This window comes from Mesorhizobium sp. M0615, assembly GCF_040320805.1.
Taxonomy (GTDB): domain Bacteria; phylum Pseudomonadota; class Alphaproteobacteria; order Rhizobiales; family Rhizobiaceae; genus Mesorhizobium.
Map to the genome: position 1 here is coordinate 20,790 of NZ_JAMYQI010000012.1, position 26,505 is coordinate 47,294.

Sequence of the window (26,505 nt, forward strand, 5' to 3'; positions counted from 1 at the left end):
AGAGCATGACTACGAGGATTGTCCGAAGCGCAAAGCAGAGGCGGAGCGGCAGTGGGAAGGCCAGGCAAAGCCCGGCGCCGAATCCGAGGCGACGGCCGAAGCCTAGCTGGGCTCGAACAGCTCGATCACGTTGCCGGACGGGTCTTCACAAAGAATCTGTCGCCCGCCCGGACCTTCGACGATCTCGTTGCGGAACCCCACGCCGGCCTCTCGCATCTCAGTCACGACTGCCGGCAATTGCTCGACTTCGAGCACAAAGCGGTTCCATCCGCCCGGCTCGGGTGTCCGGCCGTCCGGCATCGGCCTGGCTGCCGACGCCAGGGGGCCGGCGAGCCAGAGCGAAAGGTCGCCGCGCGTCAGGATGGCCATCGCCGGACCGAATTGCTGCTTCAGCGCGAAGCCCAGATGGCTCGTATAAAACGCGATGGACAGATCGACATCGCGGACCAGATATCGGACGGACACCATTCGCAGGCTCCCTCACAAAGGCCCCTCCCGAGAGATAGCTGGCGGGACAAGTCGGGGCAAGCCCGCGCGCACGCTTCGGGCGCCTACGGTGCGATTGCGTGGTCGGCCTGTCTCTCTCTCACGAAGGCCGTCAGCAGCTCCATTCCCGCCGGCCAGTCGCCCAGCCCGCTATTGCTGTTGATGTGACCAAGCGGCCCGGCGATGTGCAGTTCGCTGCCCCATTGTGTGGCTTTCTCACCGGCATAGCCGTTCGGATCATAGGGATCGTCGGTGCTGGCCACGATCAGCGAGGGGAAGCGAAGCGGCCCGCGCGGCGTATCGGCGAAGGGAATTCCGTAAGCGGGATAGACCGGCGAGGCCGGGTCGGGAACCGCAACCAGAAACGCCCCGCCGATCCGACGGCTCGACACCGCCTGCCAATGCGCGACCAGCAGGCAGCTGAGACTGTGGGCGACGAGCACCGGCGGGGTCTGTGCCTGTGACACCGCGACGTCCAGCGCCGCCACCCAGTCGTCGAAATCCGGCAGCTCCCAGCTTGCCGGGCTGAAGCGGCGCATCGCCGGGTCGGCCTGTTGCCAGCGTGTCTGCCAGTGGGCCTCGCCCGATCCGCCGCTGCCCGGCAGAATGATGAAGTCGGTCATAGAAAATCCTGTTTCTTCGCCGCAGATGATGTCCCAATCCTAGGGCTTCTCCTTGTTCGCGGAATGAGAGATCATCGGAAAGCGATGAAGAATTCCGATGGATTGAAGGTGTTCATGGCAAACGGCGATTACCGGCCACGGCTCGACCCCACCGACATGGCAATCATCGAGATCATGCAGGAGGATGGCCGCATCGGCATTTCCGAACTCGGCCGCCGCGTCGGCCTGTCCCAGCCCGCGACGTCGGAGCGGGTGAAGCGGCTGGAGGAGCGCGGCATCATCGCCGGCTACCGGGCCGCGATCGATCCCACCGCCCTCGGTCTCGGCACCATGGCCATGATCCGCCTGCGCACCACGCATGAGCACATCCAGACCTGCCTGAAGAAATTCGCGGCCATGCCGGAAGTGGTTGAGGTGCTGCGGGTGACCGGCGAGGATTGTTTTCTGGTCAAGGTCGTCGTCCCGTCGCCGCCCGACCTCGAAAGCATCGTCGACGCCATCGGCCGCTACGGCGCGGTGACGACCAATGTGGTGCTGCGCGCCGAGCCGCCGAAGCGGCTGGGGCGGGAACTGATGGCGAAGCTCTGAGCGGCCACGCGCGGCAAGAGGATTGCAAGCGCCTCCTTTTGCGAGGTCCGGCTTTGCCGGGAAAGAATTTCGCGGGCTGGTGTAGGATCGGAGGCGTGGCGCCCGTCCTTGGGACGAACCCGTTGCAAACCTTTGGAGAACATCATGGAAGCCGTTCAATCGCCGTGGCAGACCGCGGCCATTCTCATCGCCCGCCTGACCCTGGCCGCCATGTTCGCGATGGGGGCAGCCTTCAAGTTCATGGATATGAACATGACCGCCGGCTACATCGCCGCCGCCGGCTTCCCGTTCCCGCTGTTTCTGGCCTGGTGCGCCGCGATCCTCGAAACGCTGCTGGTGATCGCCCTCCTGACCGGAGCATTCTTCACACCGGCCGCCCTGGTCGCCGCCGTCTACGTGGTCTTCCTCGGCTTTGCCTTCCACGGTCCGTCGCACTGGACCGGCAACCAGGCCGAGTTCGGCGCCTTCATGTCCCATTTCCCGTTCGCCGCCGGCCTGCTGTTCGCCGCCGTGCATGGACCGGGCAGCGTGCTGGCCTCGAAGCTCGGCCGAGGGTGAGGCCCCGCGTCGGCAGACCGCCTCACATCTGGTCGTTGTAGGGTTCCTTCATCTGGCCGACCATGCGGGCCAGTTTCGAGAAGGACGGCATGTCCGCCTCCGGCTGGCATTGATTGGCCAGTTCCAGCAGTCGGATCGGAAAGTTGACGGCGTCGCGGTTGGACTCCGACATGCCGTCGGACCGCTCCTCGCCGGTTTCGATGGCCTCGGCCTTGCGCAGCGCAATGTCGATATCCTCCACCGTGAGCAGGCCCTTGCGCACCAGTACCTGATTGATCGAGGCGACGGCCATCAGCAGGCCTTCGAGTTGCAGATTGGCGACGTTCATGGCTGTTGCTCCCATTTGGCTCACGCTCAACGCATGAGCAGCTGTTACGATCCGGACGGGGATGCAAGCGATAGGCGTCGGCCGATGGCCTGCGCTACTCTTCCATCCAGCGGCGGCCATATTCGGCCCACAGCGCCTTGACCTCCCGGTTGCCGAGGCGCGGGGCCGAGCCGTCGCCATAGGCGATCGAAACGCCGCTGATGTCGTAATGGGGATGGGCGTCGATTACGAAGCGGATCGCCTCGCCGAGCGGCCTTCTGCCGATGACCGGATCGGCCTGGCCTTGGCCGACGCTGCGAACGCCCGAAACAGTGGCTGGCGCTTGCCGCATCCTGAACACGGATGCCATGGCTGGTTTGTCCATCCCGCTCTCCCCCGAGTTGGAGTGGAATGATTCCATAAGAGCCAGCTAATGACCAGTCGCTAGACGGCCTGTCGAAGGCTGCGTCTTGTATCCTGCAGCCCGTTGAAGGACTGTTCAGGCCAGCGGATCCGCCGCCGGCGGCCTGGCGGGAAGGCCGAGCCTTGTCCGCTCGCCGTCGGCAAACTCCTCGGCCGCTTCCTGGGCCATGAACAGATGCTGGGTCACCGTGCCATTCTCGGCAACCAGCACCGCCCATTGGCGGCGGTCGACACGTTCCACGCGAACGTCATTGGGCTCTCCGGCCACCACGATCGTCCTCCAGCAGGCGTACGGCACGGAGGGGGCGTGCCTTTACGCCTTGGTCTTGCTCTTGGCCGGCGCCTTGGCGGCCGGGGCCTCGGGTGTCCTGATGCCGAGCCCGAACTCCTTTGCCAACTCCGATCGCTTGGCGGCGTAGCTGGGCGCCGTCATCGGATAGTCACCGGGCAGGTCCCATTTGGCGCGATAGGCTTCCGGCGTCATGCCATGGGCGGAGCCGAGATGACGCCGCAGCGACCTGAACTTCTTGCCATCCTCGAGGCAGTAAATGAAATTCGGCGTTACCGAGCGCTTGCGGTTGACCGCGGGCTCAGGCGCAGGTTGCGACGGAGCAACGGGATTGTCCACGGCCGCGAGCGCTGCATTGACGCTCTCGATCAACGCCGGCAGGCTATCCGGAGGCACTGAATTGTTGCGCACGAATGCCGCGACGATGTCGGCGGTCAGATTTATATTTCGGATTTTGTCCTCAGACATGGCTTCTTTTGCCCCCTTGATGCCAAAGGGCAAATTATCAGACAACATCCGCCGACGGCATGGCACTTTAGAACATATGCATATGACTTGACGCCGGATGTGGTAGCGCTAGCATCGCCGAGTCTCCGATCGATGTCGATGTAGGAATTATTTCCTGACATATCTTGACCGGTGAGGGCAGCTATGCTATAATTTTTTCATGGTGCTGATTTGCGCCAGCAACCCGCCGCCGAGGCGGGTTTTTGTTTCATGCCGGCTTGGAAACAATAACGGCCAGTGAGGCGAGTTTTCCCTCGCTCAGGCTGCTTATGTAGTTTTTTCGCCGACGCACGAACTCGGCGCCGAGCACGATCTCATTGGCCTGCTGCTGGGCGGGCGAGGGCACGATGCCGGAATTTGCCCGTTTCAACGCCAGCTCGACATGATCGCCGGTTTCGTCGATGACGTCGTCGACCTGGAATCCGGCTGAAGCAAACAGAGCCTTCAGGGTTTCGCGGTCGACGAGATGGCTGGCCACAGCCGACACCGCCCAAGGCAAGGGATAGTGAGGCTCGCCGTCCGCCAGCACCGCCTCGGTCCAGACAAGCCTGGCCTTCGGCTTCAGTACGCGCCACGCTTGCCCGATGACCGCCGCCTTGTCGGCGATATTCATGCCGACATAGAAGCAGATCGCCGCGTCGAATGTGTCGTCCGCAAAAGGCAGCCTTGTCGCATCGGCCTCATGGAAACGCACTTTGTCGCCGAGGCCGCAGAGCTCGGTCAATCGGCGGGATGCCTCGACGAACGCCTGCGTCAGGTCGACGCCGTCGACGCTGCACCCATAGGTCTCGGCAAGGAACCGGGCCGGGCCGCCAATGCCGCTGCCGATGTCCAGAACCCGATCGCCGGCGGAGGGCGCAAGACGCGCAGCATGGTCCTGCGTGGCGATCAGCTCGCGGCCATGAAGCTGATCGAACGGATAGAGTTGTTTGGCTGCGAGGCTGCCGGCCTTTGCGTCCGGCACAGCCGACAGGATGCGCTCGACAATGCCGCCGCTGCCATAGTGACTGGTCACATCGCTCATTGCGCTCTCCGACGAGACCCAGCATCCCATCGATGCGGCCCTCGCGCAATGCGCGCCGCCGCCAAGGACGAGGCTTTGACCGGAGTAGGAATTATTTCTTATCTGCATTGACGGGTGAGGGCAGCTTTGCTATGATTTGTCCATGGTGCTGATTTGCGCCACCGACCCGCCCACGAGGCGGGTTTTGTTTTCCTGATGCCCACAACGTGCGGATATCGGATGTCGGCGGGACAGCACCCCCCTCTGGCCTGCCGGCCATCTCCCCCTCAAGGGGGGAGATCGGACTGCCGCCTTGCTTTCGCCAATCGTCAGCGCTGCAAATTGGTCGCGACCCTGGAGCTGCCAATCTCCCCCCTTGAGGGGGAGATGTCCGGCAGGACAGAGGGGGGCGTGAAGGAACGCTATCCTCGGTTCATTCTGCCTTATCCGCGAGGCCTCCCTTGTCCAACCGCTATGCCACCATCATCACCGACGATGACGGCCGCGAGGTCGTCAGCGCCATTGGCGTGTTCGAGGGCGCTGCCCCGCAGGCGCGCATCGGCCGTATCGAGCCGGTCGTGCCGGGCGTGCTGATCGGCATGGTTCGCGGTGGTCCTGTCGATGCCATCGGCGGCTTCGGCTTTCCGCGCGGCGCGCACGACGCAAGGGCGATCGCCAGGGCAAGCCTGAAAGCCGCGTCTGCCGGAAAGCGCCACGCGCCGGCCGCTGATGCAGCCCGCAAGGCCGCCCCAACACGGTCAGGGCCAAAATCGGCACGGCGCAAGTCCGGCAAGATCAAGTCCGGCAAGATCAAGCGGGCAAGGCCGGCAAAGCAGGCGAAGCAGGCAGCGACCGCCGAGCCCGCCGGGATCTCGGATCATGGCTGACCGGACGGCGCCGCGTGCGCGCCCTGACCGCAAGGCGCCTGCCGCCGCCGCTGCCAAGCCGAAGCGGACGAAGAAGACGCTTGGCGATGATTTCCTCGACGCGGTGCGCGCCGACTTCCGCGCCCATGGAGCCGGCGTCATTGCCGCGGTCCGGGCCGACAAGCCCGACCAGTATCTGAAGATCGTGCAATCGGTGCTGCCCAAGGATCTGGCCAAGGATTTGCATGTTTCATCTGACAATCTGGAAGCCCTGAGCGATGACGAGATCCGCCGCCGCATCCGCGGCCTCGAAGCCGTCCTCGGGCCGTTTGGCGACCAGCCTGAAGGCGCGCCGCCACTATCTGGCGCTGCTGCAGGAGCTGGACCGCAGGCGCAGGACTAACCAGCTTGCCGCCTACCGGCCTTATCCCAGGCAGGCGCAGTTTCACGCCGCCGGCGCGCAGAACCGGGAACGTCTGTTCATGGCCGGCAACCAGCTCGGCAAGACCAGGGCCGGCGGCGCCGAATGGGCCATGCATCTCACCGGCCGCTACCCCGCGTGGTGGCAGGGCAAGACCTTCGACACCCCCGTCAGGCTATGGGCTGCCGGCGTGACGGGGGAGGGCACGCGCGACAACCCGCAGCGCGTGCTGGTCGGCCCGCCGCAGCAGCAGGCGGCATGGGGCACCGGCATGATCCCGGCCAACGCCATCCTGCACACGACCATGGGCCGCGGCGCCCCGGGCGCGCTCGACAGCATCGTGGTGCGCTGGGGCGGCGGCGGCGACGTGCAGGCCGATGAATCGGTGCTTTCGTTCAAGAGCTATGAGAAGGGCCGCGAAAAGTGGCAGGGCGAAACCCTGCACGGCGTCTGGTTCGACGAGGAGCCGCCGCTCGATATCTATTCCGAAGGCCTGACCCGCACCAACGCGACGGGCGGCATCACCATCGTGACGTTCACGCCGCTGCTGGGCATGAGCGACGTGGTGCTGCGTTTTTTGTCGGGTGAGGTGCGCGCTCTTCCTCCCCCCCTTGTGGGAGAAGGTGGATCGGCGCGATAGCGCCGAGACGGATGAGGGGTGTTCCAGCGGAGTGACGCGTCGGCGTTCCCTGGAACACCCCTCATCCGTCGCCTTCGGCGACACCTTCTCCCACAAGGGGAGAAGGGAAGACCCGCCGCGTCCGGCCCAAAAATATCGTGCGCGAACAAAGCCATATCACGGCATCCCGAATCAATCCGGCAGGCCCCATGACCCGTCACGTCACCTTCATGACCATCGATGACGCCGAACATTATTCGCCGGACGAGCGAGCCGCGATCATTGCCGCCTATCCCGAGCATGAGCGCGAGGCGCGGGCGCGCGGCGTTCCGGTGCTGGGCTCCGGCCGCATCTTTCCGATTGCCGAGGAGCTGATCGCCTGCGAGCCGTTCCGGCTGCCGCGCTACTGGCCGCGGATAGGCGCGCTCGATTTCGGCTGGGATCATCCGTCGGCCGCCGTCGAGCTTGCCTGGGATACGGAGGCCGATGTCGTCTATATCTCCAAGGCTGCCCGCGCCTCGCAGCAGACGCCGGCCATGCAGGTGCTGGCGCTGAAGCCGTGGGGCAAATGGCTGCCCTGGGCATGGCCGCGCGATGGCCGCCGCGAGACGCTGGAAGGCGCGGGCACCGCGCTTGCCAGACAATACGCCGCGCACGGGCTGAACATGCTGTCGGGCCACGCCCGCTTCGCCGACGGCTCGGTCTCGGTCGAGGCCGGGCTGATGGAGATGCTCGACCGCATGCAGTCCGGCCGCTTCAAGGTGTTCTCGTCGCTGCTGCCCTGGTTCGAGGAATTTCGGCTTTACCATCGCAAGGACGGCAAGGTGGTGAAACTGCGCGACGATTTGATGGCCGCGACGCGCTACCGCAAACTGACGCTCGCCTATGTCAGCGGCGCCGGCACTTTGCCGACGGTGGCCAACGGCATCTGGCTGATGTTCGACCGTGCCGGCGACAGAGGCGCCGACGGGACGGGAGTAGGAGATTTTTTGGGGCCTGCGTCTTCGGCAACCGACAATATTGTCACTTTCGCGGGCACCACGGGCAAGGTGGGGAAGGATAGTGGGATCGCGGTGTCCAGCCTGGCGCCGAAGGCCAGCCCGACATTTACCGGGACGCCAACGGGGCCGACCGCAGCGCCTGGAACGAATACCACGCAATTGGCTACAACGGGGTTCGTCAAGGCTGGGTTTGATCTGAAACTTGATAGCCGACCCAACCTTGGTGTCGTCGCGCAGACGATCACCGATTGGAACAACGCCCTGGACAACGGCTGGTATATGGCCTCGGCGGCGGCTAATGCGCCAGACGGCGTAAATTGGTTCCTGGGGTTTGTGGAAGCGCACGGAAGCACTGGCTACCGGACGCAGACGGTGCATGATTTCGTCAACGACACTACGGCGGCAGACCAAAAGCTATGGCGGCGCAGGCAGGCTGGCGGTGCCTGGGGAGGATGGATCAAGCTGCAATGGTCGCAGGCCGAACAGGATGCACGCTATGTCCAGTCGTCCACGGCGTTGCTTCAGAAGTTTTATGAAAGCCCGCAACAGACCATCACATCCGGCGGGTCGCTGACGTTGGCTCATGGGCTGGGGGTGAAGCCGAAAAATTACCTTGCATTCTTACAGTGCACCACTGCTGAGGGTGGCTATTCTATTGGAGACGAAGAACCTGTCTCGATTGGATCGCACGAAGCAAGCACCAATCGAGGCCTAAGTGTCGTTCCCGATGCTACAAATATGGTCGTTAGATTTGGGTCGCAGGCTTCTAGTGCCGTTCAGATTACACGCAAAGACACTGGTGGATTTCTAAATATTACCAATGCAAGCTGGCGGCTTGTCATTAGGGCATGGGCCTAGCATAAATTCGAGTGAATTCTTCAAAAGAAAGATCAAAAGGCCGCTCTCTCTTTCCGAGATATGGCGTCTGCCCAATCCACCACCGAATCTCAATAAGCCTCGGCTATTTTCGTCGTCGAAGCGCTTCTTGATCACCTTTGCCGGAATTCTTCCTAACACTGCATACGGAGGTGCATCTTCGATCACCATCGCAGCGGCGACGACGGCAATGGTGCCGTCGCTCGATTCGCCGTTCCGATCTCCTTTCCGGCCGACGCCACCAAATACCGCCCCGCCAAGGTCTCCAGCGACGTTGTCTCGATGATCGACGCCTAACCGCAAGCAGCTTCGCAAATCGACAACCTGCCTTTCGCGGGCAGAAAGGAAAACCCCAATGGACCGCAACTTCGCGCGGGCGCTTGCGCTCGTCCTCAAATCGGAAGGCGGCTGGTCCGACAATCCGGCCGATCCCGGCGGCGCAACCATGAAGGGCGTGACGCTGGCCAATTTCCGCCGCTACGTGAAGGCGGATGCGACGAAGGACGACCTTCGCCATATCACGGATGCTCAGGTGGCCACGGTCTATCGCCGCTTCTATTGGGATGCCGCTGCGGGCGCCGAGCTTCCCGGCGGTGTCGACTATGCCGTCTTCGACTTCGCCCTGAACAGTGGGCCGGGCAGGGCGGCTAAATATCTGCAGGCGGCAGTTGGCACCGCACAGGACGGCAGGATCGGCCCGGCCACGCTCAAAGCTGTCGGCGCCAGGCCACCGGGCGCAGTCATCGACGATCTTTGCGATGCCCGCCTGGCATTCCTGCGGCGGCTGCCGACCTGGCCGGTTTTCGGCAAGGGTTGGAGCGATCGCATCCGGTCGGTCCGTTCCCAGGCGCTGTTGATGTCGGCACTACAGCCCGCGGCACCTTTGCCGGGCACCCCGCCCCTGCCATCAGCGCTCTCGCCGAAGCCCGGCAGTGCGATGCCGCCGGTGTCTACCGGCGGGCGCGTCAGCCCCGTCGAACGCCTGCCGTTCTGGCGTGCGCTGCTTCAAATCCTGAAATCGATTTTCGCAAGGAGTTCGACATGATCGCCGTCTTCATCCGCATCGGCTTGCGTTACGGCGCCGGTGTTCTGGTCGCGCGTGGCCTGCTCGGCGCCGACGACGCGGCGGCATTTTCTTCCGACCCCGACATTCAAGCTGGTCTGGAGATCGCCGCCGGTCTCGCCATCGCCTCGGTCACCGAGACCTGGCACTGGCTGGCCCGCAAATCCGGCTGGGAGCACTGACATGGAAGGGTTTCAACAACTGCTCATCGCCTATCTCGAAGCCGCGAAACCCTATGCTGTCGGCTTTGCCGCCGGGCTTGTCGCCGGGTGGCTGCTGTGAGCGCGCTCCTCGCCGTCCTGCTTGGCAACAAAGCGCTGCTGGGCTTCCTGGCATCGGTCATCGCCGCCCTTTGCTGGGGCGCTCACCAGCGGCTGGCCGGCGCCAGGGCCGAGCGCGGCAAACTGGCGGCCGCTGAGGCCGCGGCGCGCGCGGTCGCTGAGCAGGTGCAGAACGACGTCGGCGCATTGCCGGCGGACGCTGTTCGAAAGGAGCTGAAATCATGGGCAAGGGACTGATGCTTGCGCTGCTTGTGGCGCTTGCCGGGTGCACGACTGCTTCGGGCGGCTTCTGCGCGATTTCGAGCCCGCTGCGCCTGTCGGCCGAAGCCGTCGACGTCCTGTCGGACGCCGAGGCGAGAGCGCTCTTGGCGCACAACCGCAAGGGACAAAAGCTCTGCGGATGGAGGCCTTAGCCGATGCACGACCTCTTCGACATGCTCGGCATCAAGGGGCCGGTCGTCGCCGCCGGGCTAGCTGGCGGCGTGCTGCGAGCACTGTCGCGCCATCGCTACAAGCTGCGCGAGATGATTGCCTCGCCGATCTGCGGGGCGCTGGCGGCTGCGTATCTGACGCTGCCTGCCGTCGCCTGGTTCAGGGCAACCGGCATGCCTATCCCCGATCCGGCCGACGACACCACGACGCTCGCCGCCGCCTTTTTGATCGGCGTCTCGGCCATGTGGATTTCCGACATCGTCTTCGAGGTCATCGTGCGGCGGTTCGGCTCGGCCGGCAACGAGTGATGCACTTGAGATGCTGGAAGAAGCCAGCGACAATGCCTACCTAAGGAGCAATCCAATGGAGGTATGATATGGCGACGTCCACCGAACGTGCAGTCCTTGCCGGCGGCTGTTTCTGGGGCATGCAGGATTTGATCCGGCGCTATCCCGGCGTGATCTCTACCCGCGTCGGCTATAGCGGTGGCGATGTGCCCAACGCCACGTATCGCAACCACGGCAGCCATGCCGAAGCCATCGAGATCGTTTTCGATCCGGCCAGGATTAGCTTTCGCACATTGCTCGAATCCTTTTTCCAGATCCACGATCCGACCACCAGGAACCGCCAGGGCAACGATGTCGGAATGAGCTATCGCTCTGCGATCTTCTACACCAGCGACGAGCAGAAGCGCGTCGCCGAAGACACCATCGCCGATGTCGATGCCTCTGGACTGTGGCCGGGCAAGGTCGTCACCGAGCTTGCGCCGGTGGGCGATTTCTGGGAGGCGGAGCCAGAGCATCAGGACTATCTCGAGAAATACCCCAACGGCTATACCTGCCACTTTGTCAGGCCGGGCTGGAAGCTTCCGGTCCGCGAAAAGGCTGTTTCGTAACGCAGCCGCTATCGTCTGCTTATCTGGCGGTCGAACTATTCTTCCGCGCGATCGGTATGCCGGCCGCCGCGTCGAGGGGGCCGTGCTCGGGCTGCCCATAGATGAACGCGCCGTGGACGGGTTTGCCGTCGACCTCAGAGCCTGAGAACGCGACGGCCTCGATCTTCTTTGTTCCGGTCAGGCTCTGGTTTCGAAGATAGGCGAAGGTTCGCACCGCTTCTCCGACAATTCGATCGAGAAACGGTTTTGGCCGCCTCCCGGGCCGTCGCACGAGGCTTGGAAAGCGCTCTCGTCCCGAAACAAAATGGTGCTGTGCGCAAAGCGCCGGCATGATCTGATAGATTCGGTTGAGCGAGCAGGTCATGAATCCTGGGTGAAAAAGAACGAAGTCGACCTCTCCTCTCAGATGCATGGTCCTGCGCAGCAATCTTTGCGCTGCCGATCTGGAGATGACATAGCCTGCGGCGCCCGCGTGCAGGCCATAAAGTCTGGCAAGCGAAAACCCATCATCGAGAGCGACTTCCTTGCGTCCGACCCTCACTTTGGCAAAATGCGTTTCCAGCTTGATCACATCGGCATCGCGCGGCACCCATCGATCGGAAGCAAGCAGCGAGCCGGCGCCCGCGCCGAAAACGACGTCGTCCTCGAAAACCGCGCCATATTGATCCGCGCCGTTCGCAACGATCTCCCAACACGAGCGGTGGCTCAGGAAACAGCAAACCTCAGCAGCGCTTAGCGGGCTTTTGGCGACAGAGCAGCAATCGGGGCAATCGATGGCGGAGACACGCTCAAATGGTACTCCGATCCGGCCGAACTCGGACGCGACATGCGCCAGCCGATCGCGAGAACGATCAAGATTGATCACCAGACACCTCATCAGCGCCCCCTTGTCCGGTGATCAGTGAATATCACGTTCCCGTGATTGCACAAAATTTGCTTACGTGCGGGGCAGTGGGTAGCGGCGTACGGTGCCGCCGGTTGGTTTTGGAGGTTGGGTGGACATTGACGGCGTCCCCCGCGTGGCGCGAGCCTTTACCGTGCGCCTAGACGAGTCGCCCTAGAAGCCGAAGAATTGCCGACCGATCATGTATCCGAGCGCGACGACCACAAGGGGAAACAGGGCGGGCGTCAGCCCACCAAGAGCGGAGGTCTTTGGCTGTTGCCTGGAGATGGTCCTGGGTGCATTGCCGAGATTCTTGGTCATCCGGTATAGTAGCAAGCGCTGATTAACGATTCCGTAACCCGATCGAGGCCGCCGCGGCTTTTTGCGTTTCTGGCGCGACCTTGACAATGCCCAGCCCGTGACGCAACTGGGCCGTCTTTGAGAGCATTGTGAGGCAAGGTCAATGCGGGTGACGCTGGTTTTGAAGGGCGTAATACCCTGCCGAGGTTACGGTGGGATTCAGCGTCAGGTCGAATGGCTGGCCACGGAGATGGTTCGTCTCGGACACGAAGTCGTGGTGATCGCTGGCCCTGGCTCCAGCCACCCGCTCTTCGAAGTCCGGCACGCTTCGACCGATGCCGAATGCCGGGCAGCCATTCCGCGGGACACGCAAATCGTCCACACCCATAGTTGGCCCGTCGAGGTGCCATTTCCAACGCTGAATACGCAGCGCGGCTTTATGCCGGACCAGCCCATGCCAGTTGCGAACTGGAGCTTTATCAGCGCCAATCATGCCCGCCAGCATGGGCGCGAGACATTCGTCTACAATGGCTTTCCGGTGGACGCCTATCGTTTGTCGGCTGCAAAGGGCGACCGCCTGCTATTTCTCGCCGGCATTGCACGATCAAGCAAAGGCCTCAACCGCGCCGTCGATCTCGCCAAAAAATTCGATTTCGGTCTCGATATCGCCGGTGGCTCGCGTTGGAAACTGCTGGGCCGAAGTCAGACCCGCCGCGAAGGGTTGTTTTTCAAGAGCCTTGGCAGGCGATACCGTTTCCACGGAATCGTTGACGGCGAGCCGAAGCTTCGCCTTCTCGGCGAAGCGCGAGCCTTCCTCAACCCCATCGCCTGGGAGGAGCCGTTCGGCAACGCACCGGTCGAAGCCATGTTGTGCGGCACTCCGGTGCTGACGACGACGCGAGGCGCATTGCCCGAGACCGTCGATGCCGACAGCGGGCGCTTCTTTGAGACCGATGAAGAATTTGCGGCCGCTTTCGAGGCCGTCGCCGACCTTACGCCTCAGCAATGCCGCGAATCGGCCGCGACGAGATTTCCCATCCAAAAAGCGGCGCGCGGCTATCTGGATCTCTATGCCCGCATCCTTGACGGCGAAGCGCTTCCTTGACGACCGGCGATCCAATCCTCTTCGTCGGCTTCCCCGCGGTCGGCGACTTCGTCCGTTGCCATTCCGCCATCCAGATCATTGCCGCGCGATTTCCTGATCGCCCCATAGATGTCGTCACCTCGCCCGTTGCAGCGCCGCTGGCGCGCCTGATGCCGCATGTCAGGAAGGGCTGGGCGCTTGCCAAGCGTCATCAGCGCCCCGGTTTTGGCGAGCGCAGCCGCCTGGTTGGCGAGTTGCGCAAGGAAAATTACCGTACGGCCTATCTGATGACCAGCAGCACCAAGGCGGCGCTGATGGCGTTCATGGCCGGAATAGAGGAGCGCATCGGCTATCCGCAGGAGTTGCAATTCGGCCTCCTCAATCGCTTCCCCGCCGGCTGGTTGGCCCATCTATGGGCCTTCGGACCCCGCAAGACGCGGCTGTTCGAGGAAGTCTGCTCGATTGCCTCGCTTGGCGAAAAGCCGGCTGCGGGCGCAGAGTGGCCGGCGCCCCGGCTTGTGGTCGATCCGGCCGAACTGGACGAATGGCGCCAGCACAAGAAGATCGATGCCGACCGACCGGCACTGGCGCTCTATACTGCCGACATTGAGAATTTCCGCTCATGGCCCGTCGAGCGCTTCATTTCGATCGCCAGAGACCATCATGATCGCGGCTGGGCAATCTGGATTGTAGGCGGACCGCGCGAGCACGCCGGTGCCGCAAAAATCCGCGCCGCCATTCCTGAGGCAATCGACTTCACCTCGACCCCGTCGATTGCTGACGCGATGTGCCAAATCGCTGCGTCGACCATGTTCCTCGGGGTTGATGGCGGGATTTCCCACGCCGCCGCTGCCCTGAACGTCCCATGCGCGCTCATCTACGGGCTGAATCGCCCCTATGTGCATGGGCCTGTAAACAACCATGTTCGCTTTATCGAACCGCCGCTTTCGACGCCCAGCTGGGTCAAGGACACGCGCGGCGTCAGCGAAACTCGGGTGAGGGAGGTTCTGGCTGACCTCTCAGCCGGTATTGCCAACTGACCGGTGGCCTCGCCGGCCCCAGGCGTCTGATCAAACGCTCCGTGGGGGCAACCATAGCCCCGTTTCGGGTTTACCCCTTGACACTACCCCTTGGCCCTGCGGTTTTCGGGCTCGTGATTGCCGACCCAATGTGCACGGATGCGGTCGCTGGCTTCAAGGTAGGCCATGTCGATGAGGTAGGTCAGAAGCTTCTGGCCGTCGGCTTCGGCTTTCTGCCGAAGCTCCCGCAGTATCCCTTGCGCGAACTGCAGGTTCTCCATTTTGCTCGGCTGGTCCATTGGTGCCCCCCAACGTCTGCGCATGAACTTTGCGCTGGCTATGCTGCATCAAGATTGCCGTGAAGTGGATATTGCACGTGCGGACCGCGATCCTGCGAAGGCGCTGGCTGCATGAAAACCGCTCCACCCGGCTTCAAGATTCGCTACACTAGGTGACGGAAACAAAATAAACAAAGCGTTCTTTTGTACAAGACAGGAAGGTTCCTTCAGTTCACACCACGAGATACTTGGACAGCATAGTTGACGTAACGATATTGCATGGTCTTAAGCTCTCGTTTCCAAACAAAACGTAGCATCGTTGCAACCACAAGACGAATTCCAGCTGACCGGGCCGCTACGTAGTCAATCGCCGGTTACAAACGGCACCGGGTCTCAGCCCAGGGCTTTGGCCAGCCCATCGTTCCACGGCAGCGCAGGCCGGATGATCTACCGCCCGCCTTGGCTTGACGCCAAGGCGGGCTTTTTGCGTTTGGCTTCTACCGGGTGAAATGTTGTCGGACCCGGTCCTGTCGGCATCGGGCGGTTTCGAGAACGATTTCCTGCCCGCCGGCTGTCTGCGCCGCTCGCGCTAGGCCGACTTGCGTTGCGGCAAGCTAGACGGCGTTTCGACACCGTCAGAAATCGGTTCGGCTGTCCGGTTTGTCGGCTCGTCATCGACTCGGTCGTGCTCGAATTGCCGGGCGGCAGGCAAGCGTTGCAACCAGTGCTCACGGCGATTGACCCAGAGTTCATAGCTGGGCTCCAGCCCTTCGGTGGGCACCTCATCGAGGCTGCCAATTGTCACTTCCACCTCATTCTCCCGAACCAAAGGCACCCGGCCGCCGCAGGTGGGACAAAAACTTCTGTCGCCGTAGCTGTTGACGATACCCGTCGTTTCGAACGCCTCGAGCGGCCACACTCCAAACGTCGAAAAAGCCGACCCGCTAGCCTTGCGGCAGTCCTTGCAATGGCAAAGGCCAATCCGAAAGGGATCTCCCGTCACCGAAAACTGGATGCCGCCGCACAGGCAGCTGCCGCTCCGCCTTGTATCATTGGGCATGACCGCTCCTCCATCTGGTTGGGCATCACACCGCTACATCTTGCAGCGCCATGCGCACAATCAATTCACCCGCAGCGCAAGGGTTCCATGTCGCCTCGCGCAATGCATCGTCTGAACCCGGGAGCGCCATGGCAACGACCGCCGCAAGGCTGCTGGATATGTCAGTTCGGGAAATCGAACACCGGTTCCCGGCACCAATAGACACGGCACTGGCCATCACGTGTCGGAACGGAGGCAGCGACCGGCACCTCCGGCCAGTCGCACTCGTTGCCGTATTGGCGGACATAGCGATCGTAAGTATTCCGGCCGGTCGTCAACACCGCCGAGTGATGGCTCTGGATCAGGCGCTGCGTCTCCTCGCAGGTCATCGAACGCGTGTCGGGTCGGGCGTAGGCCGTGCTTGTTGCTGCAAACAACGCCGTTCCAATGATCCATGCCATTGTTTGGGATGTCATGGCGATCCTTATCCTAAAATACGGCCAGGTATTTCAACAGCGAAATGATGCCGATAATGATGACAACGATCTGCGCGATCTGCCTCGTGCGGCCATCGAGTGGCAGACGCTGGATGAGATAGAGCACCAGGATGATCACCAGGAAAGTGATCAGAATGCCGATAAGTACCGATGAAGCCATGTCCCTCACTCCGTCTGGCTACGTCTGAGAAGAGTACGCAGCGGCAAACGCTCTGGCCATAGATTGGTTCCTGTCGATGCGAAGCCGCCGGCGCAACGTAAAGGCTGCGAAACAGCGTTCCGCGGCCTTTGAAGCTGGATGCCGATCAGGTCTGTTTGCCGTAATGGTTGTCGTTTGCCATCGGCGACACGGTTTCCAGGCGACTTGTTGCTGGGTCAGGCTGGGCTAACGGGAGAACCGCCCCGGGCTGACGAGGTTCCGACAAAAACGGCCGCATCACGTTCTACAACGAGGCCGCTGCCGACATTTGGGGGCATCGTCCGGTCTTGGCCGAGACCTGTGGTGCGGCTCGTGGAAACTCCGTCACCTCGATGGTCGGCCGATGGCGCATGCTGAGTGCCCGATGGCCGTTTCCATGGTTGAAGGACACGATATCACGTGGGACCAGGCCATTGCAGGCAGAGCGGCCGGACGGCGAACTTATTCAGTTTATAGCCCACCCACGCCTGCTCCGCGACGGATCGGGCGAAATTGTCGGCGCCATCAACAGCTGCTTGATCTGCGCACGCAAACGCAAGCCGACGAAGCCCGCATCCGGTCATCATTTCGATGATCTATGAGACGAGCAAATCGGCGGGCAGTCCGGCGACATTCCTCGAACAGGTGCGATAGCGCATCTCGGCGCTTTCGCAATCACACGATCTCCTGGTCGGCGCCGAATGGCGCGGCGCCAGCATCGGCGACCTGCTCAAGGCGCAACTCAAAGCTTTCGCGGCGCAGGACCGTTTGTCGGTGGCCGGGCCTGTGATCACGCTTCGCCCGAATGCCGTGCAGTATCTCGGCATCGCTTTCCACGAACTGGCCACCAATTCCGCAAAGCATAGAGCACTTTCACGTCACGGCGGACGAGTCGAAATCGAATGGGATACGGCGCCGGCAACCGACGGCACCGATACCTTTAGCTTGATCTGGCGTGAATTGGGTGGGCCGAACCTGAGTGGGACGACGCGCCGCGGTTTTGGCTCCGTCGTGCTCAAGCGGGTTGCGCCACAAGCGCTTAGCGGCACCGGACAACTAAAATTTGGGGAACAAGGCGTTGTCTGGACGCTCAAGGCGCCGCTGCGCTCGGTCCAAATCTCTCTCGCGGATTTTTGTCGATTGAAAGAGGGGGTCGCGCCTTAGGACAATCCCAGCAGGGGACCGGTTTGGCCGCCTGTGGTGTCGGAATTGCCGATGCCAGGCAGTTCGTGCTTATCGTCGGCAAGCGAAGTCAATCTCCCCGCCTCGACGGAGGTCAGTCCGTCCAACTCCATCACCGCGCCGTAGAGTTGGGCCGTCTGCATCACAAGCCGCTCGACATCTTCAAGGGCGACGTTCTCGTCCAGGTTACGCAATCGTATGTCCTCGGCAACCACCGCAATATTGACCATTCCGCGCGAGCGCAGCGCGCCCAGGACCCGTGAATTGAGATCCTCCCGTAGCCGAGCCGAATATCCGTAGCGCATGGAAACCTTCCTTTCAGGAGCCGGTTGTCCCGTCGTGGTCAAGATGCGCCAACGACCTTCAGATGGCAAGAAGAATATAAAGTATTCTCAAGTAAATCAAGTAGTTAGCAGACTGCGCGGGTTGTGCTATCGGCGTGTCTTCCTCATCGTTGGTCTTGTATGTGAGTCGCCCATCAGCCTCTCTTGACGCGCCGCACGGGGACCCCTAGCTATACTGCAATTGAGACACATACTAACTCACCATATTTTTTGGTCTTGACGGTTGGAGGCGCGAATGGCCGAGCTGGAACGACCCGAGCGACTGCAGATCATGCTGACAGCCGAGGAATTGGCTGCCTTGGAAAACTGGCGCTTCGAAAAGCGCATGCCAAGCCGGTCCGCGGCGGTGCGGGAACTGCTGCGGCGCGGCCTGGATGCGGATGGATTCCTGACTGCGGGACAAGGAACTAAGTCTCAGGACTTTGGAATTCTGGGCAGCAGTGTGACTGGCGACGGCCAGTCGGGCGAGTAATTCGACGGCGGTTAGCCAACAATCGCTTTTCTGGAGTGCCGCTACCAATTTATTGCGGTGGCGGAAACGCAAAGAGGGTCGGCTCGCGGCAGGGTACTGGTCTCAGCAGGGTACTCTTGGCGTATGGTTGCAAAGCCCGCTCCGGTTCGCCGGAGCGGGCTTTTTGCGTTTTCCCGACAGGCAATAGTCGCGATCGCTTCAGACACGCTCAAGGTTCTCTTCGCACTCCATGCACGCGACGCTGTGACCGGGGCAACTGAGCCGGTGTGTTCCTCCGGGGCAGCAATGGCCGTTCGAACTGGCCCACCGGGCACAGACAAACACCTTGCGGGTTCCGTGGCATTGTGGACATTCCATCGGACGCGCCAGCAGAGCCTCGTTCTCCGAGACACGGCATTCCCTCTCAAGAACCTGGACCATCTGAAACCCCAAGGCCGAAATATGGCTAAGCTATCCATACCCGGAAAGCCTAAATTAGAATTAAATTACATACGCCACGAGAGCCTTCCGAGGGGAAGTTCGCGGATGGCAATCTCAGGCCACCGGCAGTCCGCCGCGCGTGTCTCATTCCCAATCTCGGCCGTCTCAAGATCAAGCTCCGGTTGCTCCCGGCATCGGTCAACCCGCGATTTTGCCCACCGATTTTCGCATTCGGATCGTTATAGGCTTTCGCTTTGCTGGAGCGGCGTTAAAGCTGCCCGGCAAATGCCCGAGCGGGAACAGTCCGTTCCTGCGTCGGTTCGTTTGGACAAGGATGTCTGCCAATGACATTGATGGGCGCAGCGGCACTTTTGATCCTTGTCCTGACTTATGCCGGCGTCGCAATCGGGCGTATTCCAGGCCTCCGTCTCGACCGGGCAGGGATCGCCTTGCTGGGGGGGGCGGCGATGATCGCCATCGGCGCACTCAGTATGGAAGATGCCTATCGCGCCATCAATTTCGACACCATTACGCTGCTGCTCGGCATGATGATCGTGGTGGCGCATCTGAAGGTGTCCGGCGCCTTCCGGGCGCTTGGCGCCTACGCTATCGAGCATGCGCACGCGCCTTTCGTGCTGCTGGTGATGGTGACGCTGTTGACCGGCGTGTTGTCGGCGTTCCTGGTCAACGACGCCATCTGCCTGGTCATGGCGCCGATCATCGTCCACGTCACCCGTGTCATCAATCGCAATCCCATTCCCTATCTGATCGCCACCGCCACCGCGTCCAACTGCGGCAGCGTCGCCACCATCACCGGCAACCCGCAGAACATGGTCATCGGCGCGCTGTCGGGAATTTCCTACCCGGCTTTTTCGGCCGCCCTGGCGCCGGTTGCCCTCTTCGGCCTCGTCGCGGTCGTCGTCATCGTGCGCATCGTCTACCGCGCCGAATTCGCCCGCACCGCCGATCTCAACCCGGAAGTCTATCGCGGCCGCATGCTGCCGGGACAGGTGCTGAAGGCGGTGGTTGTCTGCATTGGCCTGGCCATCGCCTTCTTCGCCGGCGTACCGGTTGCCAAGGCAGCGCTCATCGGCGGCGCCATCCTGCTGCTCACCCGCGCCATCAAGCCGGCACGCATTTACCGCGAGATCGACGGCCCGCTGCTGTTCATGTTCGCCGGCCTGTTCATCGTTGTCGCCGGCGCCGAAAAGACGCTGCTGACGCCCGACATCATCGCCTCGGCCAAGAACCTCGGGCTGGACGACGTCTGGCGTCTATCGGGCTTCACCGCGGTGCTCTCCAACATCATGAGCAATGTTCCGGCCGTGCTGGCGCTGCGGCCATTCATACCCGGCCTTGAAAACCCCGGGCGTGCCTGGCTGGTGGTGGCGATGAGCTCGACGCTGGCCGGCAACTTCACCTTGCTTGGCTCGGTCGCCAACCTGATCGTCGCCGAACAGGCGCGGGCGGCCGGCACGCAGCTGTCCTTCTCAGCCTTCTTCAAGGTCGGCCTGCCACTGACGCTGCTCACCCTTGCCGTCGGCACGGCATGGCTGGCGGCTGGATTCTAGAGCAACTCCACGAAAAGTGTGAAGCGGTTTTCCGTCCGGATTGCGTCAAAACAAAGAGATAGAGTGTTTCGCCGTCTCCATTAGACGGTGAAACGCTCTAGCGGATAGTCGCCGATCCTAACCTTGCCCGAACCAGCGTTGCAGCGGCATGTCCGGCCGCCTCGACATAGTCGGGGTTGCGGTGGATCAGCATGATCGAGAACGCGCCGTCCATCAAAAGCACGATTTCGCGCGCCAGGGTCCGCGGCTCGTCGACGCCGTGGCCTGAGAGTTCGCCGGCCAACCAGGTCTCGAAATTCTGCTTATGCCGCGCCCCCGCTTTAACGGCGGGGTGTCCGGGCATGGAAGCGAGTTCGGCTGCCGTGCGCAGGAAGCCGCAGCCTCTCCATTTCGGGTGCTTCGCCACGCGCGCCAGATTGGTGAAAATCGCCTCGACCTTGCGCTCGACATCGCCTTCGGCCATCTCGAACCAGCCGGCCATCTGCTTGAGGTTCGGCTGGTCGCGACCGTCGAGATAGGCCGCGATCAAATCGTCCTTGCTCTTGAAATGATAGTAGAGCGTGCGCTTGGTCAGCCCGGCTTTTTCCGCCACTGCATCGACGCTGACGCGGCCGATCCCCTCGGCATAGAACAGCTTCGTTGCGGCATCGACAATGCGTTTGCGGGTAGGGCTCGGTGCTTCGCTCATACGCAAGTATACCGACCAGTGAATATACATACAACCGAAAGCCTGATCCTCTCCGTCGACAAACACACGGAAGGAAAAGACATGACCGAGCTTGTGCTCACCGAGGCCCGCAACGGGATCGCCATCCTCACACTTAATCGGCCGGAAAAGCTCAACGCCTTGAACTATGCGCTGATTGATCGCCTGCTTGCGCTCCTCGATGCCGCCGAGACCGACGGTGCCATCCGCGCCGTCATCCTCACTGGAGCAGGAGAGCGCGCCTTCTCCGCCGGCGGCGACATCCATGAATTCTCAGGCAGCGTGGACATCGGCGTCGACGTTGCCCTGCGCGACTTCGTCATGCGCGGACAGCGCCTGACCGCAAGGCTGGAGGCGTTCCGCAAGCCCGTCATCGCCGCCGTCAACGGCATCGCCTTCGGCGGCGGCTGCGAGATCACCGAAGCCGTGCCGCTCGCTATCGCCAGCGACCGCGCCTTGTTCGCCAAGCCTGAGATCAACCTTGCAATGCCGCCTGCTTTCGGCGGCACGCAGCGGCTTCCGAGGCTGGCAGGGCGCAAGCGGGCGCTCGAGCTGCTGTTGACCGGCGATTGGTTCCCGCCGCCGCGCGCCCTCGAACTCGGCCTCGTCAATCAGGTGGTGCCGCATGAGGAGCTGATGCCCGCCGCAATTGATCTCGCCCGGCGCATGACCAGGCATTCTCCTGCAGCAATTGCCTCGATCCTCACAGCAGTGGCGCGCGGCCTGAACCAGAGCATCGCGGATGGCTTGGCTGTCGAGGCCGAGCAGTTCGCCCGCATGGCTCCGACCGCTGATCTGCGCGAAGGGCTGGATGCCTGGATCGCACGCCGCCAGCCGGGCTGTCACGGCTCGTGGACGCACATCACCCGGCCGGATGAAGCCAGGCGAGCCTCAACGCAGCAGGACGGGCTTGCGGACCGGGATCAAGGCGCCGTCACGGCCACATGACCTTTCATGTTGGGGTGGAAGCGGCAGAAATATTCGACCGCTTCCGCCTTCCGCAGGGTCAGGCTCGCTGTTGCCTTCGGCGGGATCATCACTTCCCAGCCACCCTTGACGGTAGCCGTATGTGCGAACACGTCCTTGTTCACCCACTTGATCGTGTCGCCGACCTTCGCCTCGACGGTGGCCGGCGAAAAGACAAGCTTGTCGATGGTGACCTGGATGGTTTCGGCCTGCACGGGTGAGGTCCCGAAGACCAGCGCCAGTGCAATCCATAGCAGCCGTTTCGACATGGCCTGGTCCTTACTTCAGCATACCTGCAACATGCTCGGCGTGCTGTTCATGGCCCTGGAAAATCTTCAGGCCGGTCTGCAGCAGGCTCTTCAACTCGGCATTGCTGGCCGATGGGATCAAAAGGGTTTCAAGCGCGCCGTCGACCTGTTTGTGGTAGGCGATCTCGTTGTCGACATAGGCTTTGTCAAAGGCTGCGCCGTCGAGTTTGGCGAGCTTCGCCCGCTCCTCGGCCGCAGCCTTGGTCAGCGCCTGGCTGGTTGCGTTGTCTTCCGGCGTCACCTTCAGCTTCTTTACCAGTTCCAGTGCCTGCGCGTTGACCGCTTCGTGGTCGCGCACCATGTCGTTGGCGAAATCCACGACCTCCTTGGTCTTCGATTTCTTGATCGCCTGCTTGGCGGCTTCCACATCGATGACGCCTGCCGTGTAGGCGATGTGGGCGATCTGCGGGTCCGTCGGCTTGTCGGCGGCTTGTGCGAGCGGGGCAGCGCCAAGCAGCAGCAAGGCAGCGAGGGCGGCGGTGTGTCGGGTAAGCATGGCATCTCCTTCGCCCGGGCGCGGGATCGCTCCGGGCCATGTTTTTCAGTTGACGGTCATTGGATGCGCAGCGGCGGCAAACGTTCCCGGGGAAATCGGCCAATCAGCCGATGATCAGCTCTCCAGGCCGAGCCGCTGCATGACGGCGCTGGTCAGCCTGTCGCAGCGCCGGCCGGCGAATGGGAATGCGTCGAGCAGCACCGGCCCGATCTGGTCGTCGAGTGCCTTGCGCATCAGGGCGCGGGCGCGGTGTAGCCTTGTCTTGACGGTTTCCGGTCGCACGCCAAGTAGCTCGGCGGTCTCCTCGATGCTGAGCCCCTCGATCACCCGCGCCACGAACACCGTCCGGTAGACATCGGGCAGGCTGTCGGTCGCCCGTTCGACCAACTCGAGGATCTGCCGCTGCGCCATCGTCCGCTCCGGATCGTCGCTGGGATTGAGGGGGAACTGGATGATTTCGGCTTGCGGGTTTTTCGCCACCGTCCGCCGCCTTTTGCGCAGACGGCCGAGCGCCTCGTTGATGACGATGCGCGACAGCCAGGTGGCCAATGAGGACTCCCCGCGAAAGGCATCGAGATGGGCAAAGGCTCTGACATAGGCCTCCTGGACGATGTCCTCGGCTTCAGCATCGTTGCGCACCACCCCGCGAGCGATGCGATAGAGCCGCTGATTATGGGTCTTCATGATGATGCGGAAGGCGTTGCCTTCGCGTGCCAGCGCGCGGCGCACGAGAAGCATCTCGCTTGAAGCAGCTGTGGGCATTGGTACAGACATAGCAGGCATGGTCAGTTCCTCGATCCAATCCCCGTCCGAAACCTCGATCAAGACATTGGATGACATCGCCGGCAAAAGGTTCCCGGCCATTTTCGCCCGGCTCCGACGGCGCCTAGAATACTGCTTCCGCCAGCGGCTTGTCAGCAGCCTGCGCTCGCGCCGTGGCCGCAAGCAGGTCGGTCTGCGTGATCAGGCCAAGGATGCGGCTGTCCCCGTCCAAGATGATGACTGCATGGGTGCGGCCGTCGGTGAGCACCGGTAGCAGGGCCATGGCGGGCGTACCGGCGGCGGCGGTCGACGCTGTCGAGGTAACGCTTCCGACGGCTTCGTCGGCTCGCGCCAATTCCCTTAATCCAACGGTGCCGACCAGCCTGGCGTCCTTGTCGACAACCGGCAGCGTGCGGATATTGTGGTCGAGCAGCAGATGACGCGCCCGATCGGCGGACGCGTGTTCATCGACCGAAATCACGTCGCGGGACATGATGTCCTCGCACAACATGGTTCGGTGTGCGCGCATCGTCGCTTGCAGTTCGACCTGTCGCAGCAGCTGTTCGAGATCGTTGCGGTCGATGTCGAAGGTCTCGTCGAGCGCAGCCAGCGCGGCATCGATGTCCTCGGCCCGGAAGCCGATGCGCTCCTGAGCCGGCGGATCGATGGTTCCGTGCGTGCTTTTCGGGGCAGGGGCCGGCACATGCGGGTAGCTGCGTCGCGACAGCCTGTGGAAAGCATAGCCGAGCGCGACCAGCATCATGGAGTTCAGCGCCACCGGCACGAACGGAAACAGGAAGCCCGCACCGATCACGGCCGGCCCGCCGAGCACGGCGGTCAGTGCGGCGGCTCCGCCCGGCGGATGCAGGCAGCGCGAGAACGACATGGCGGCGATCGCCATCGCCACGGCAATGCCCGTGGCGAGAACGGGCTGATGGACGAAATGGGCCACGATCACGCCGACCAGCGCCGATATTGTATTGCCGCCGATGATCGACCATGGCTGCGCCAGCGGGCTTGCAGGCACCGCAAACAGCAGCACCGCCGACGCCCCCATCGGCGCCACCAGCAGCGGCACATGCGGGCCATTGCCAAGCACCAGCGCGCCGATCGCGCCGGTCAGCGCAATGCCGATCATCGCCCCGATGCAGGCGATGAGGCGCTCGCGCAGCGTCGCGCCGGCGAGAATGGGGACAAAGAGACGAAAGGCCATGGCAAGCTCAGTCCGGCTGGAATTGTGCGCGCAGCGCCTGCAATGGCGTTGGACCGACGATTTTGAAAGTCAAACCGATCCGAAAAAGCGCGCATTGGGGAAATAACATTGCGCTTGGTTGACCGATGAGCGGCTTTGCGACGTCGATCGCCTGCGAAAGTCGCTCGCCAATTCTTTCAACGGGTTGGGCGGACCAGCGGAATCAGCTTCGCAAGTTTGCTGGTGTCATGCCGCAGCGGCCGCTTCCAGCCCGCGCAGGATATCGGCCTTGAGGTCCTCGACATCCTCGAGCCCGATCTGCAGCCGGATCAGCGGGCCGTCATAGGGGCCCTTGGCAACGGTACGGTCGCCAAGGAAGACCGGCACGGCAAGGCTCTCATAGCCGCCCCAGGAATAGCCGAGACCGAAGATTTTCAACGCATCGAGGAAAGCGTGCTGCTGTCTCTGGCCGCCGCCTTTGAGCACGATGGAAAAGATGCCGCTCGAGCCGGAAAAATCACGCTTCCACACCGCGTGGTCGGGGTGGCTGGGGAGCGCCGGGTGCAGCACGCGGGCCACGCCGGGCTGGCCTTCAAGCCAGACGGCAATGGCAAGCGCGCTCTTTTGATGGTGATCCAGCCGAACGCCCATCGTGCGCAGGCCGCGCAGGACTTGGTAGACGTCGTCGGGGCCGGCGCAGCAGCCCATCGTGTAGAACGTCTCGCAAAGCTGCTTCCAGCAGTTGGCATTGGCAGACACTGTGCCCAGCAGCACATCCGAATGGCCGGCCGGATATTTCGTCGCCGCATGGATCGAGATATCCACGCCGTGGTCGAGCGGACGGAAATAGAGCGGCGTTGCCCAGGTGTTGTCCATCATGACGATGGCGCCCGTTTCATGCGCCGCCTTGGCGATCGCCGGAACGTCCTGCACCTCGAAGGTGTTGGAGGCCGGTGATTCCGTAAACACGACTTTGGTGTTCGGCTTGATCAAGCTGGCGATGCCGGCGCCGGCATGCGGATCGTAATACTCGACGTCGACACCCAGCCGCTTCAGCATCGTGTCGGCGAAATTGCGGGTCGGATGGTAGACGGAATCGACAATCAGGATGTGATCGCCTGCCGAGAGAAACGCCAGCAACGGGACGGTCACCGCCGCCAGGCCCGACGGCACGATTATGGTACCGGCGGAGCCTTCCAGCGCGTTGATCGCATGCGCCAACGCATCGGTGGTCGGCGTGCCGCGTGTGCCATAGGTGTATTTCTGGCTGCGCGCCGCCATCACCGACGCGTTGGGATAGAGCACGGTCGAGGCATGCACGATCGGCGGATTGACGAAGCCGAAATAGTCGTGCGGATTGTTGCCCGAATGGGCAAGCCGCGTGTTGATACCCATTTCGTTGCCGTCAGTCGCCATTGCTCTTCGCCTTGTGGTGAAAGCGCTAGCCATAGAGCGGCGGCATTGGCCGTGCAACAGCGGGCGCCCGCCAGACGGTGCCCTTTGCATAGGCCAATTCCCCCATGAATAGTCTGGAATGCGTGGCGATCCAGAGCCGCGGATTTCATGAGTG

36 protein-coding genes and 1 pseudogene are annotated in these 26,505 nt (G+C 62.5%); 18 read left to right on the forward strand and 19 right to left on the reverse strand.

Going from position 1 to position 26,505, the window contains the following annotated elements:
• Positions 1 to 102 precede the first annotated feature (102 nt).
• Together NKI46_RS21895 and NKI46_RS21900 are read right to left on the reverse strand one after the other, a co-directional pair.
• Complete coding sequence (locus NKI46_RS21895) at positions 103 to 468, reverse strand: VOC family protein (RefSeq protein WP_352463040.1); 366 nt, start codon at positions 466 to 468, stop codon at positions 103 to 105.
• Positions 469 to 551: 83 nt separating this feature from the next.
• On the reverse strand, positions 552 to 1,109 hold the full coding sequence (locus NKI46_RS21900; RefSeq protein ID WP_023671441.1) for an RBBP9/YdeN family alpha/beta hydrolase: 558 nt from the start codon (positions 1,107 to 1,109) through the stop codon (positions 552 to 554).
• Between the two features lie 84 nt (positions 1,110 to 1,193).
• Between NKI46_RS21900 and NKI46_RS21905 the strand changes: the two genes are divergently transcribed.
• Both NKI46_RS21905 and NKI46_RS21910 read left to right on the forward strand, forming a co-directional pair.
• On the forward strand, positions 1,194 to 1,697 hold the full coding sequence (locus NKI46_RS21905) for an Lrp/AsnC family transcriptional regulator (protein ID WP_023671442.1): 504 nt from the start codon (positions 1,194 to 1,196) through the stop codon (positions 1,695 to 1,697).
• Between the two features lie 144 nt (positions 1,698 to 1,841).
• A complete protein-coding gene (locus NKI46_RS21910) occupies positions 1,842 to 2,255 on the forward strand; it encodes a DoxX family protein (RefSeq protein WP_023685949.1) in 414 nt (137 codons plus the stop codon).
• Between the two features lie 22 nt (positions 2,256 to 2,277).
• Here the strand turns inward: NKI46_RS21910 and NKI46_RS21915 are convergent, their stop codons facing one another.
• The 5 genes from NKI46_RS21915 to NKI46_RS21935 all read right to left on the reverse strand — a co-directional run bounded on the left by NKI46_RS21915 (position 2,278) and on the right by NKI46_RS21935 (position 4,805).
• On the reverse strand, positions 2,278 to 2,583 hold the full coding sequence (locus NKI46_RS21915; protein WP_023671444.1) for a hypothetical protein: 306 nt from the start codon (positions 2,581 to 2,583) through the stop codon (positions 2,278 to 2,280).
• Between the two features lie 94 nt (positions 2,584 to 2,677).
• Positions 2,678 to 2,947 carry a hypothetical protein gene (locus NKI46_RS21920; RefSeq protein WP_352747888.1) on the reverse strand — a complete coding sequence of 90 codons (270 nt, stop codon included), beginning with the start codon at positions 2,945 to 2,947 and terminating at the stop codon, positions 2,678 to 2,680.
• A gap of 114 nt (positions 2,948 to 3,061) precedes the next feature.
• Complete coding sequence (locus NKI46_RS21925; protein ID WP_023689866.1) at positions 3,062 to 3,256, reverse strand: hypothetical protein; 195 nt, start codon at positions 3,254 to 3,256, stop codon at positions 3,062 to 3,064.
• Positions 3,257 to 3,298: 42 nt separating this feature from the next.
• Positions 3,299 to 3,742, reverse strand: a complete 444-nt coding sequence (locus NKI46_RS21930) for a Ros/MucR family transcriptional regulator (protein WP_352747891.1) — start codon at positions 3,740 to 3,742, stop codon at positions 3,299 to 3,301.
• A gap of 247 nt (positions 3,743 to 3,989) precedes the next feature.
• Positions 3,990 to 4,805 carry a class I SAM-dependent methyltransferase gene (locus NKI46_RS21935; RefSeq protein WP_352747893.1) on the reverse strand — a complete coding sequence of 272 codons (816 nt, stop codon included), beginning with the start codon at positions 4,803 to 4,805 and terminating at the stop codon, positions 3,990 to 3,992.
• 440 nt (positions 4,806 to 5,245) lie between these two features.
• Here NKI46_RS21935 and NKI46_RS21940 point away from each other — a divergent pair, with 440 nt between their 5' ends.
• The 10 genes and pseudogenes from NKI46_RS21940 (at position 5,246) to msrA (ending at position 11,238) form a co-directional block, all read left to right on the forward strand.
• On the forward strand, positions 5,246 to 5,671 hold the full coding sequence (locus tag NKI46_RS21940; protein WP_023730425.1) for a hypothetical protein: 426 nt from the start codon (positions 5,246 to 5,248) through the stop codon (positions 5,669 to 5,671).
• Positions 5,664 to 6,053 carry a hypothetical protein gene (locus tag NKI46_RS21945; RefSeq protein ID WP_023693740.1) on the forward strand — a complete coding sequence of 130 codons (390 nt, stop codon included), beginning with the start codon at positions 5,664 to 5,666 and terminating at the stop codon, positions 6,051 to 6,053. The genes NKI46_RS21940 and NKI46_RS21945 overlap by 8 nt, the downstream gene beginning before the upstream one ends.
• A pseudogene (locus NKI46_RS21950) lies at positions 5,992 to 6,655 on the forward strand (terminase large subunit domain-containing protein); the annotation flags it as partial. The gene NKI46_RS21945 and the pseudogene NKI46_RS21950, both read left to right, overlap by 62 nt.
• Positions 6,656 to 6,899: 244 nt before the next feature.
• Positions 6,900 to 8,549 (forward strand): phage terminase large subunit family protein, encoded by a 1,650-nt coding sequence (locus tag NKI46_RS30965; RefSeq protein ID WP_502896831.1) that lies wholly within the window; start codon positions 6,900 to 6,902, stop codon positions 8,547 to 8,549.
• 373 nt (positions 8,550 to 8,922) lie between these two features.
• Entirely contained in the window at positions 8,923 to 9,612 is a 690-nt protein-coding gene (locus NKI46_RS21960) for a glycosyl hydrolase 108 family protein (protein WP_352747895.1), read from the forward strand.
• Complete coding sequence (locus NKI46_RS21965; RefSeq protein ID WP_023689878.1) at positions 9,609 to 9,812, forward strand: Pam3-gp28 family putative phage holin; 204 nt, start codon at positions 9,609 to 9,611, stop codon at positions 9,810 to 9,812. Before NKI46_RS21960 ends, NKI46_RS21965 begins: the two co-directional genes overlap by 4 nt.
• 96 nt (positions 9,813 to 9,908) lie before the next feature.
• Entirely contained in the window at positions 9,909 to 10,148 is a 240-nt protein-coding gene (locus NKI46_RS21970; protein WP_023684348.1) for a hypothetical protein, read from the forward strand.
• Entirely contained in the window at positions 10,133 to 10,324 is a 192-nt protein-coding gene (locus NKI46_RS21975; protein ID WP_023671459.1) for a hypothetical protein, read from the forward strand. Before NKI46_RS21970 ends, NKI46_RS21975 begins: the two co-directional genes overlap by 16 nt.
• A gap of 3 nt (positions 10,325 to 10,327) precedes the next feature.
• Complete coding sequence (locus NKI46_RS21980; protein ID WP_023689880.1) at positions 10,328 to 10,651, forward strand: hypothetical protein; 324 nt, start codon at positions 10,328 to 10,330, stop codon at positions 10,649 to 10,651.
• A 68-nt stretch (positions 10,652 to 10,719) separates the two neighbouring features.
• The gene (gene msrA / locus NKI46_RS21985) at positions 10,720 to 11,238 is read left to right on the forward strand and encodes a peptide-methionine (S)-S-oxide reductase MsrA (RefSeq protein ID WP_023671461.1); all 519 of its coding nucleotides are present in this window, start codon (positions 10,720 to 10,722) and stop codon (positions 11,236 to 11,238) included.
• Between the two features lie 19 nt (positions 11,239 to 11,257).
• On the opposite strand, the gene NKI46_RS21990 is transcribed toward msrA, so the two are convergent.
• A complete protein-coding gene (locus tag NKI46_RS21990; RefSeq protein WP_352747897.1) occupies positions 11,258 to 12,103 on the reverse strand; it encodes a glycosyltransferase family 25 protein in 846 nt (281 codons plus the stop codon).
• A 481-nt stretch (positions 12,104 to 12,584) separates the two neighbouring features.
• On the opposite strand from NKI46_RS21990, the gene NKI46_RS21995 reads away from it, so the two are divergent.
• Complete coding sequence (locus tag NKI46_RS21995) at positions 12,585 to 13,526, forward strand: glycosyltransferase (RefSeq protein WP_023808296.1); 942 nt, start codon at positions 12,585 to 12,587, stop codon at positions 13,524 to 13,526.
• On the forward strand, positions 13,523 to 14,545 hold the full coding sequence (gene waaF, locus NKI46_RS22000) for a lipopolysaccharide heptosyltransferase II (RefSeq protein WP_023671465.1): 1,023 nt from the start codon (positions 13,523 to 13,525) through the stop codon (positions 14,543 to 14,545). The genes NKI46_RS21995 and waaF overlap by 4 nt, the downstream gene beginning before the upstream one ends.
• Before the next feature lie 83 nt (positions 14,546 to 14,628).
• Here waaF and NKI46_RS22005 read toward each other — a convergent pair whose 3' ends face one another.
• The 4 genes from NKI46_RS22005 to NKI46_RS22020 form a co-directional block, all read right to left on the reverse strand.
• Positions 14,629 to 14,823, reverse strand: coding sequence for a hypothetical protein (locus tag NKI46_RS22005; protein WP_023835341.1), 195 nt, complete (start codon positions 14,821 to 14,823; stop codon positions 14,629 to 14,631).
• A 568-nt stretch (positions 14,824 to 15,391) separates the two neighbouring features.
• Complete coding sequence (locus NKI46_RS22010; RefSeq protein WP_352747899.1) at positions 15,392 to 15,862, reverse strand: GFA family protein; 471 nt, start codon at positions 15,860 to 15,862, stop codon at positions 15,392 to 15,394.
• Between the two features lie 161 nt (positions 15,863 to 16,023).
• The gene (locus NKI46_RS22015; protein WP_352510822.1) at positions 16,024 to 16,317 is read right to left on the reverse strand and encodes a hypothetical protein; all 294 of its coding nucleotides are present in this window, start codon (positions 16,315 to 16,317) and stop codon (positions 16,024 to 16,026) included.
• Positions 16,318 to 16,330: 13 nt separating this feature from the next.
• A complete protein-coding gene (locus tag NKI46_RS22020; RefSeq protein WP_023671469.1) occupies positions 16,331 to 16,498 on the reverse strand; it encodes a Thivi_2564 family membrane protein in 168 nt (55 codons plus the stop codon).
• Between the two features lie 804 nt (positions 16,499 to 17,302).
• Here NKI46_RS22020 and NKI46_RS22025 point away from each other — a divergent pair.
• Entirely contained in the window at positions 17,303 to 17,680 is a 378-nt protein-coding gene (locus NKI46_RS22025) for a sensor histidine kinase family protein (protein WP_352747902.1), read from the forward strand.
• On the opposite strand, the gene NKI46_RS22030 is transcribed toward NKI46_RS22025, so the two are convergent.
• Positions 17,677 to 18,003 carry a hypothetical protein gene (locus NKI46_RS22030; RefSeq protein ID WP_352655879.1) on the reverse strand — a complete coding sequence of 109 codons (327 nt, stop codon included), beginning with the start codon at positions 18,001 to 18,003 and terminating at the stop codon, positions 17,677 to 17,679. The two genes, NKI46_RS22025 and NKI46_RS22030, sit on opposite strands and share 4 nt — an antisense overlap.
• A 274-nt stretch (positions 18,004 to 18,277) precedes the next feature.
• Here NKI46_RS22030 and NKI46_RS22035 point away from each other — a divergent pair, with 274 nt between their 5' ends.
• Together NKI46_RS22035 and NKI46_RS22040 are read left to right on the forward strand one after the other, a co-directional pair.
• On the forward strand, positions 18,278 to 18,514 hold the full coding sequence (locus tag NKI46_RS22035) for a hypothetical protein (protein WP_023671471.1): 237 nt from the start codon (positions 18,278 to 18,280) through the stop codon (positions 18,512 to 18,514).
• A 764-nt stretch (positions 18,515 to 19,278) separates the two neighbouring features.
• Positions 19,279 to 20,505 (forward strand): anion transporter, encoded by a 1,227-nt coding sequence (locus NKI46_RS22040; protein ID WP_023739190.1) that lies wholly within the window; start codon positions 19,279 to 19,281, stop codon positions 20,503 to 20,505.
• Between the two features lie 97 nt (positions 20,506 to 20,602).
• Here the strand turns inward: NKI46_RS22040 and NKI46_RS22045 are convergent, their stop codons facing one another.
• Entirely contained in the window at positions 20,603 to 21,193 is a 591-nt protein-coding gene (locus NKI46_RS22045) for a TetR/AcrR family transcriptional regulator (RefSeq protein ID WP_023739191.1), read from the reverse strand.
• 81 nt (positions 21,194 to 21,274) lie between these two features.
• Here NKI46_RS22045 and NKI46_RS22050 point away from each other — a divergent pair, with 81 nt between their 5' ends.
• Positions 21,275 to 22,159: a crotonase/enoyl-CoA hydratase family protein gene (locus NKI46_RS22050; RefSeq protein WP_352747905.1), complete on the forward strand. Its 885-nt coding sequence runs from the start codon at positions 21,275 to 21,277 to the stop codon at positions 22,157 to 22,159.
• Here the strand turns inward: NKI46_RS22050 and NKI46_RS22055 are convergent.
• The 5 genes from NKI46_RS22055 to NKI46_RS22075 all read right to left on the reverse strand — a co-directional run bounded on the left by NKI46_RS22055 (position 22,135) and on the right by NKI46_RS22075 (position 26,351).
• Positions 22,135 to 22,446 (reverse strand): cupredoxin domain-containing protein, encoded by a 312-nt coding sequence (locus NKI46_RS22055; protein ID WP_023671475.1) that lies wholly within the window; start codon positions 22,444 to 22,446, stop codon positions 22,135 to 22,137. The genes NKI46_RS22050 and NKI46_RS22055 overlap by 25 nt on opposite strands.
• 10 nt (positions 22,447 to 22,456) lie before the next feature.
• Positions 22,457 to 22,981: a DUF4142 domain-containing protein gene (locus NKI46_RS22060; RefSeq protein ID WP_023697729.1), complete on the reverse strand. Its 525-nt coding sequence runs from the start codon at positions 22,979 to 22,981 to the stop codon at positions 22,457 to 22,459.
• 114 nt (positions 22,982 to 23,095) lie between these two features.
• Positions 23,096 to 23,764 (reverse strand): RNA polymerase sigma factor, encoded by a 669-nt coding sequence (locus tag NKI46_RS22065; protein ID WP_023715180.1) that lies wholly within the window; start codon positions 23,762 to 23,764, stop codon positions 23,096 to 23,098.
• Positions 23,765 to 23,867: 103 nt separating this feature from the next.
• Entirely contained in the window at positions 23,868 to 24,956 is a 1,089-nt protein-coding gene (locus tag NKI46_RS22070; protein WP_023715181.1) for an HPP family protein, read from the reverse strand.
• 225 nt (positions 24,957 to 25,181) lie between these two features.
• On the reverse strand, positions 25,182 to 26,351 hold the full coding sequence (locus NKI46_RS22075; protein WP_352747908.1) for a cystathionine beta-lyase: 1,170 nt from the start codon (positions 26,349 to 26,351) through the stop codon (positions 25,182 to 25,184).
• Positions 26,352 to 26,505: the final 154 nt, after the last annotated feature.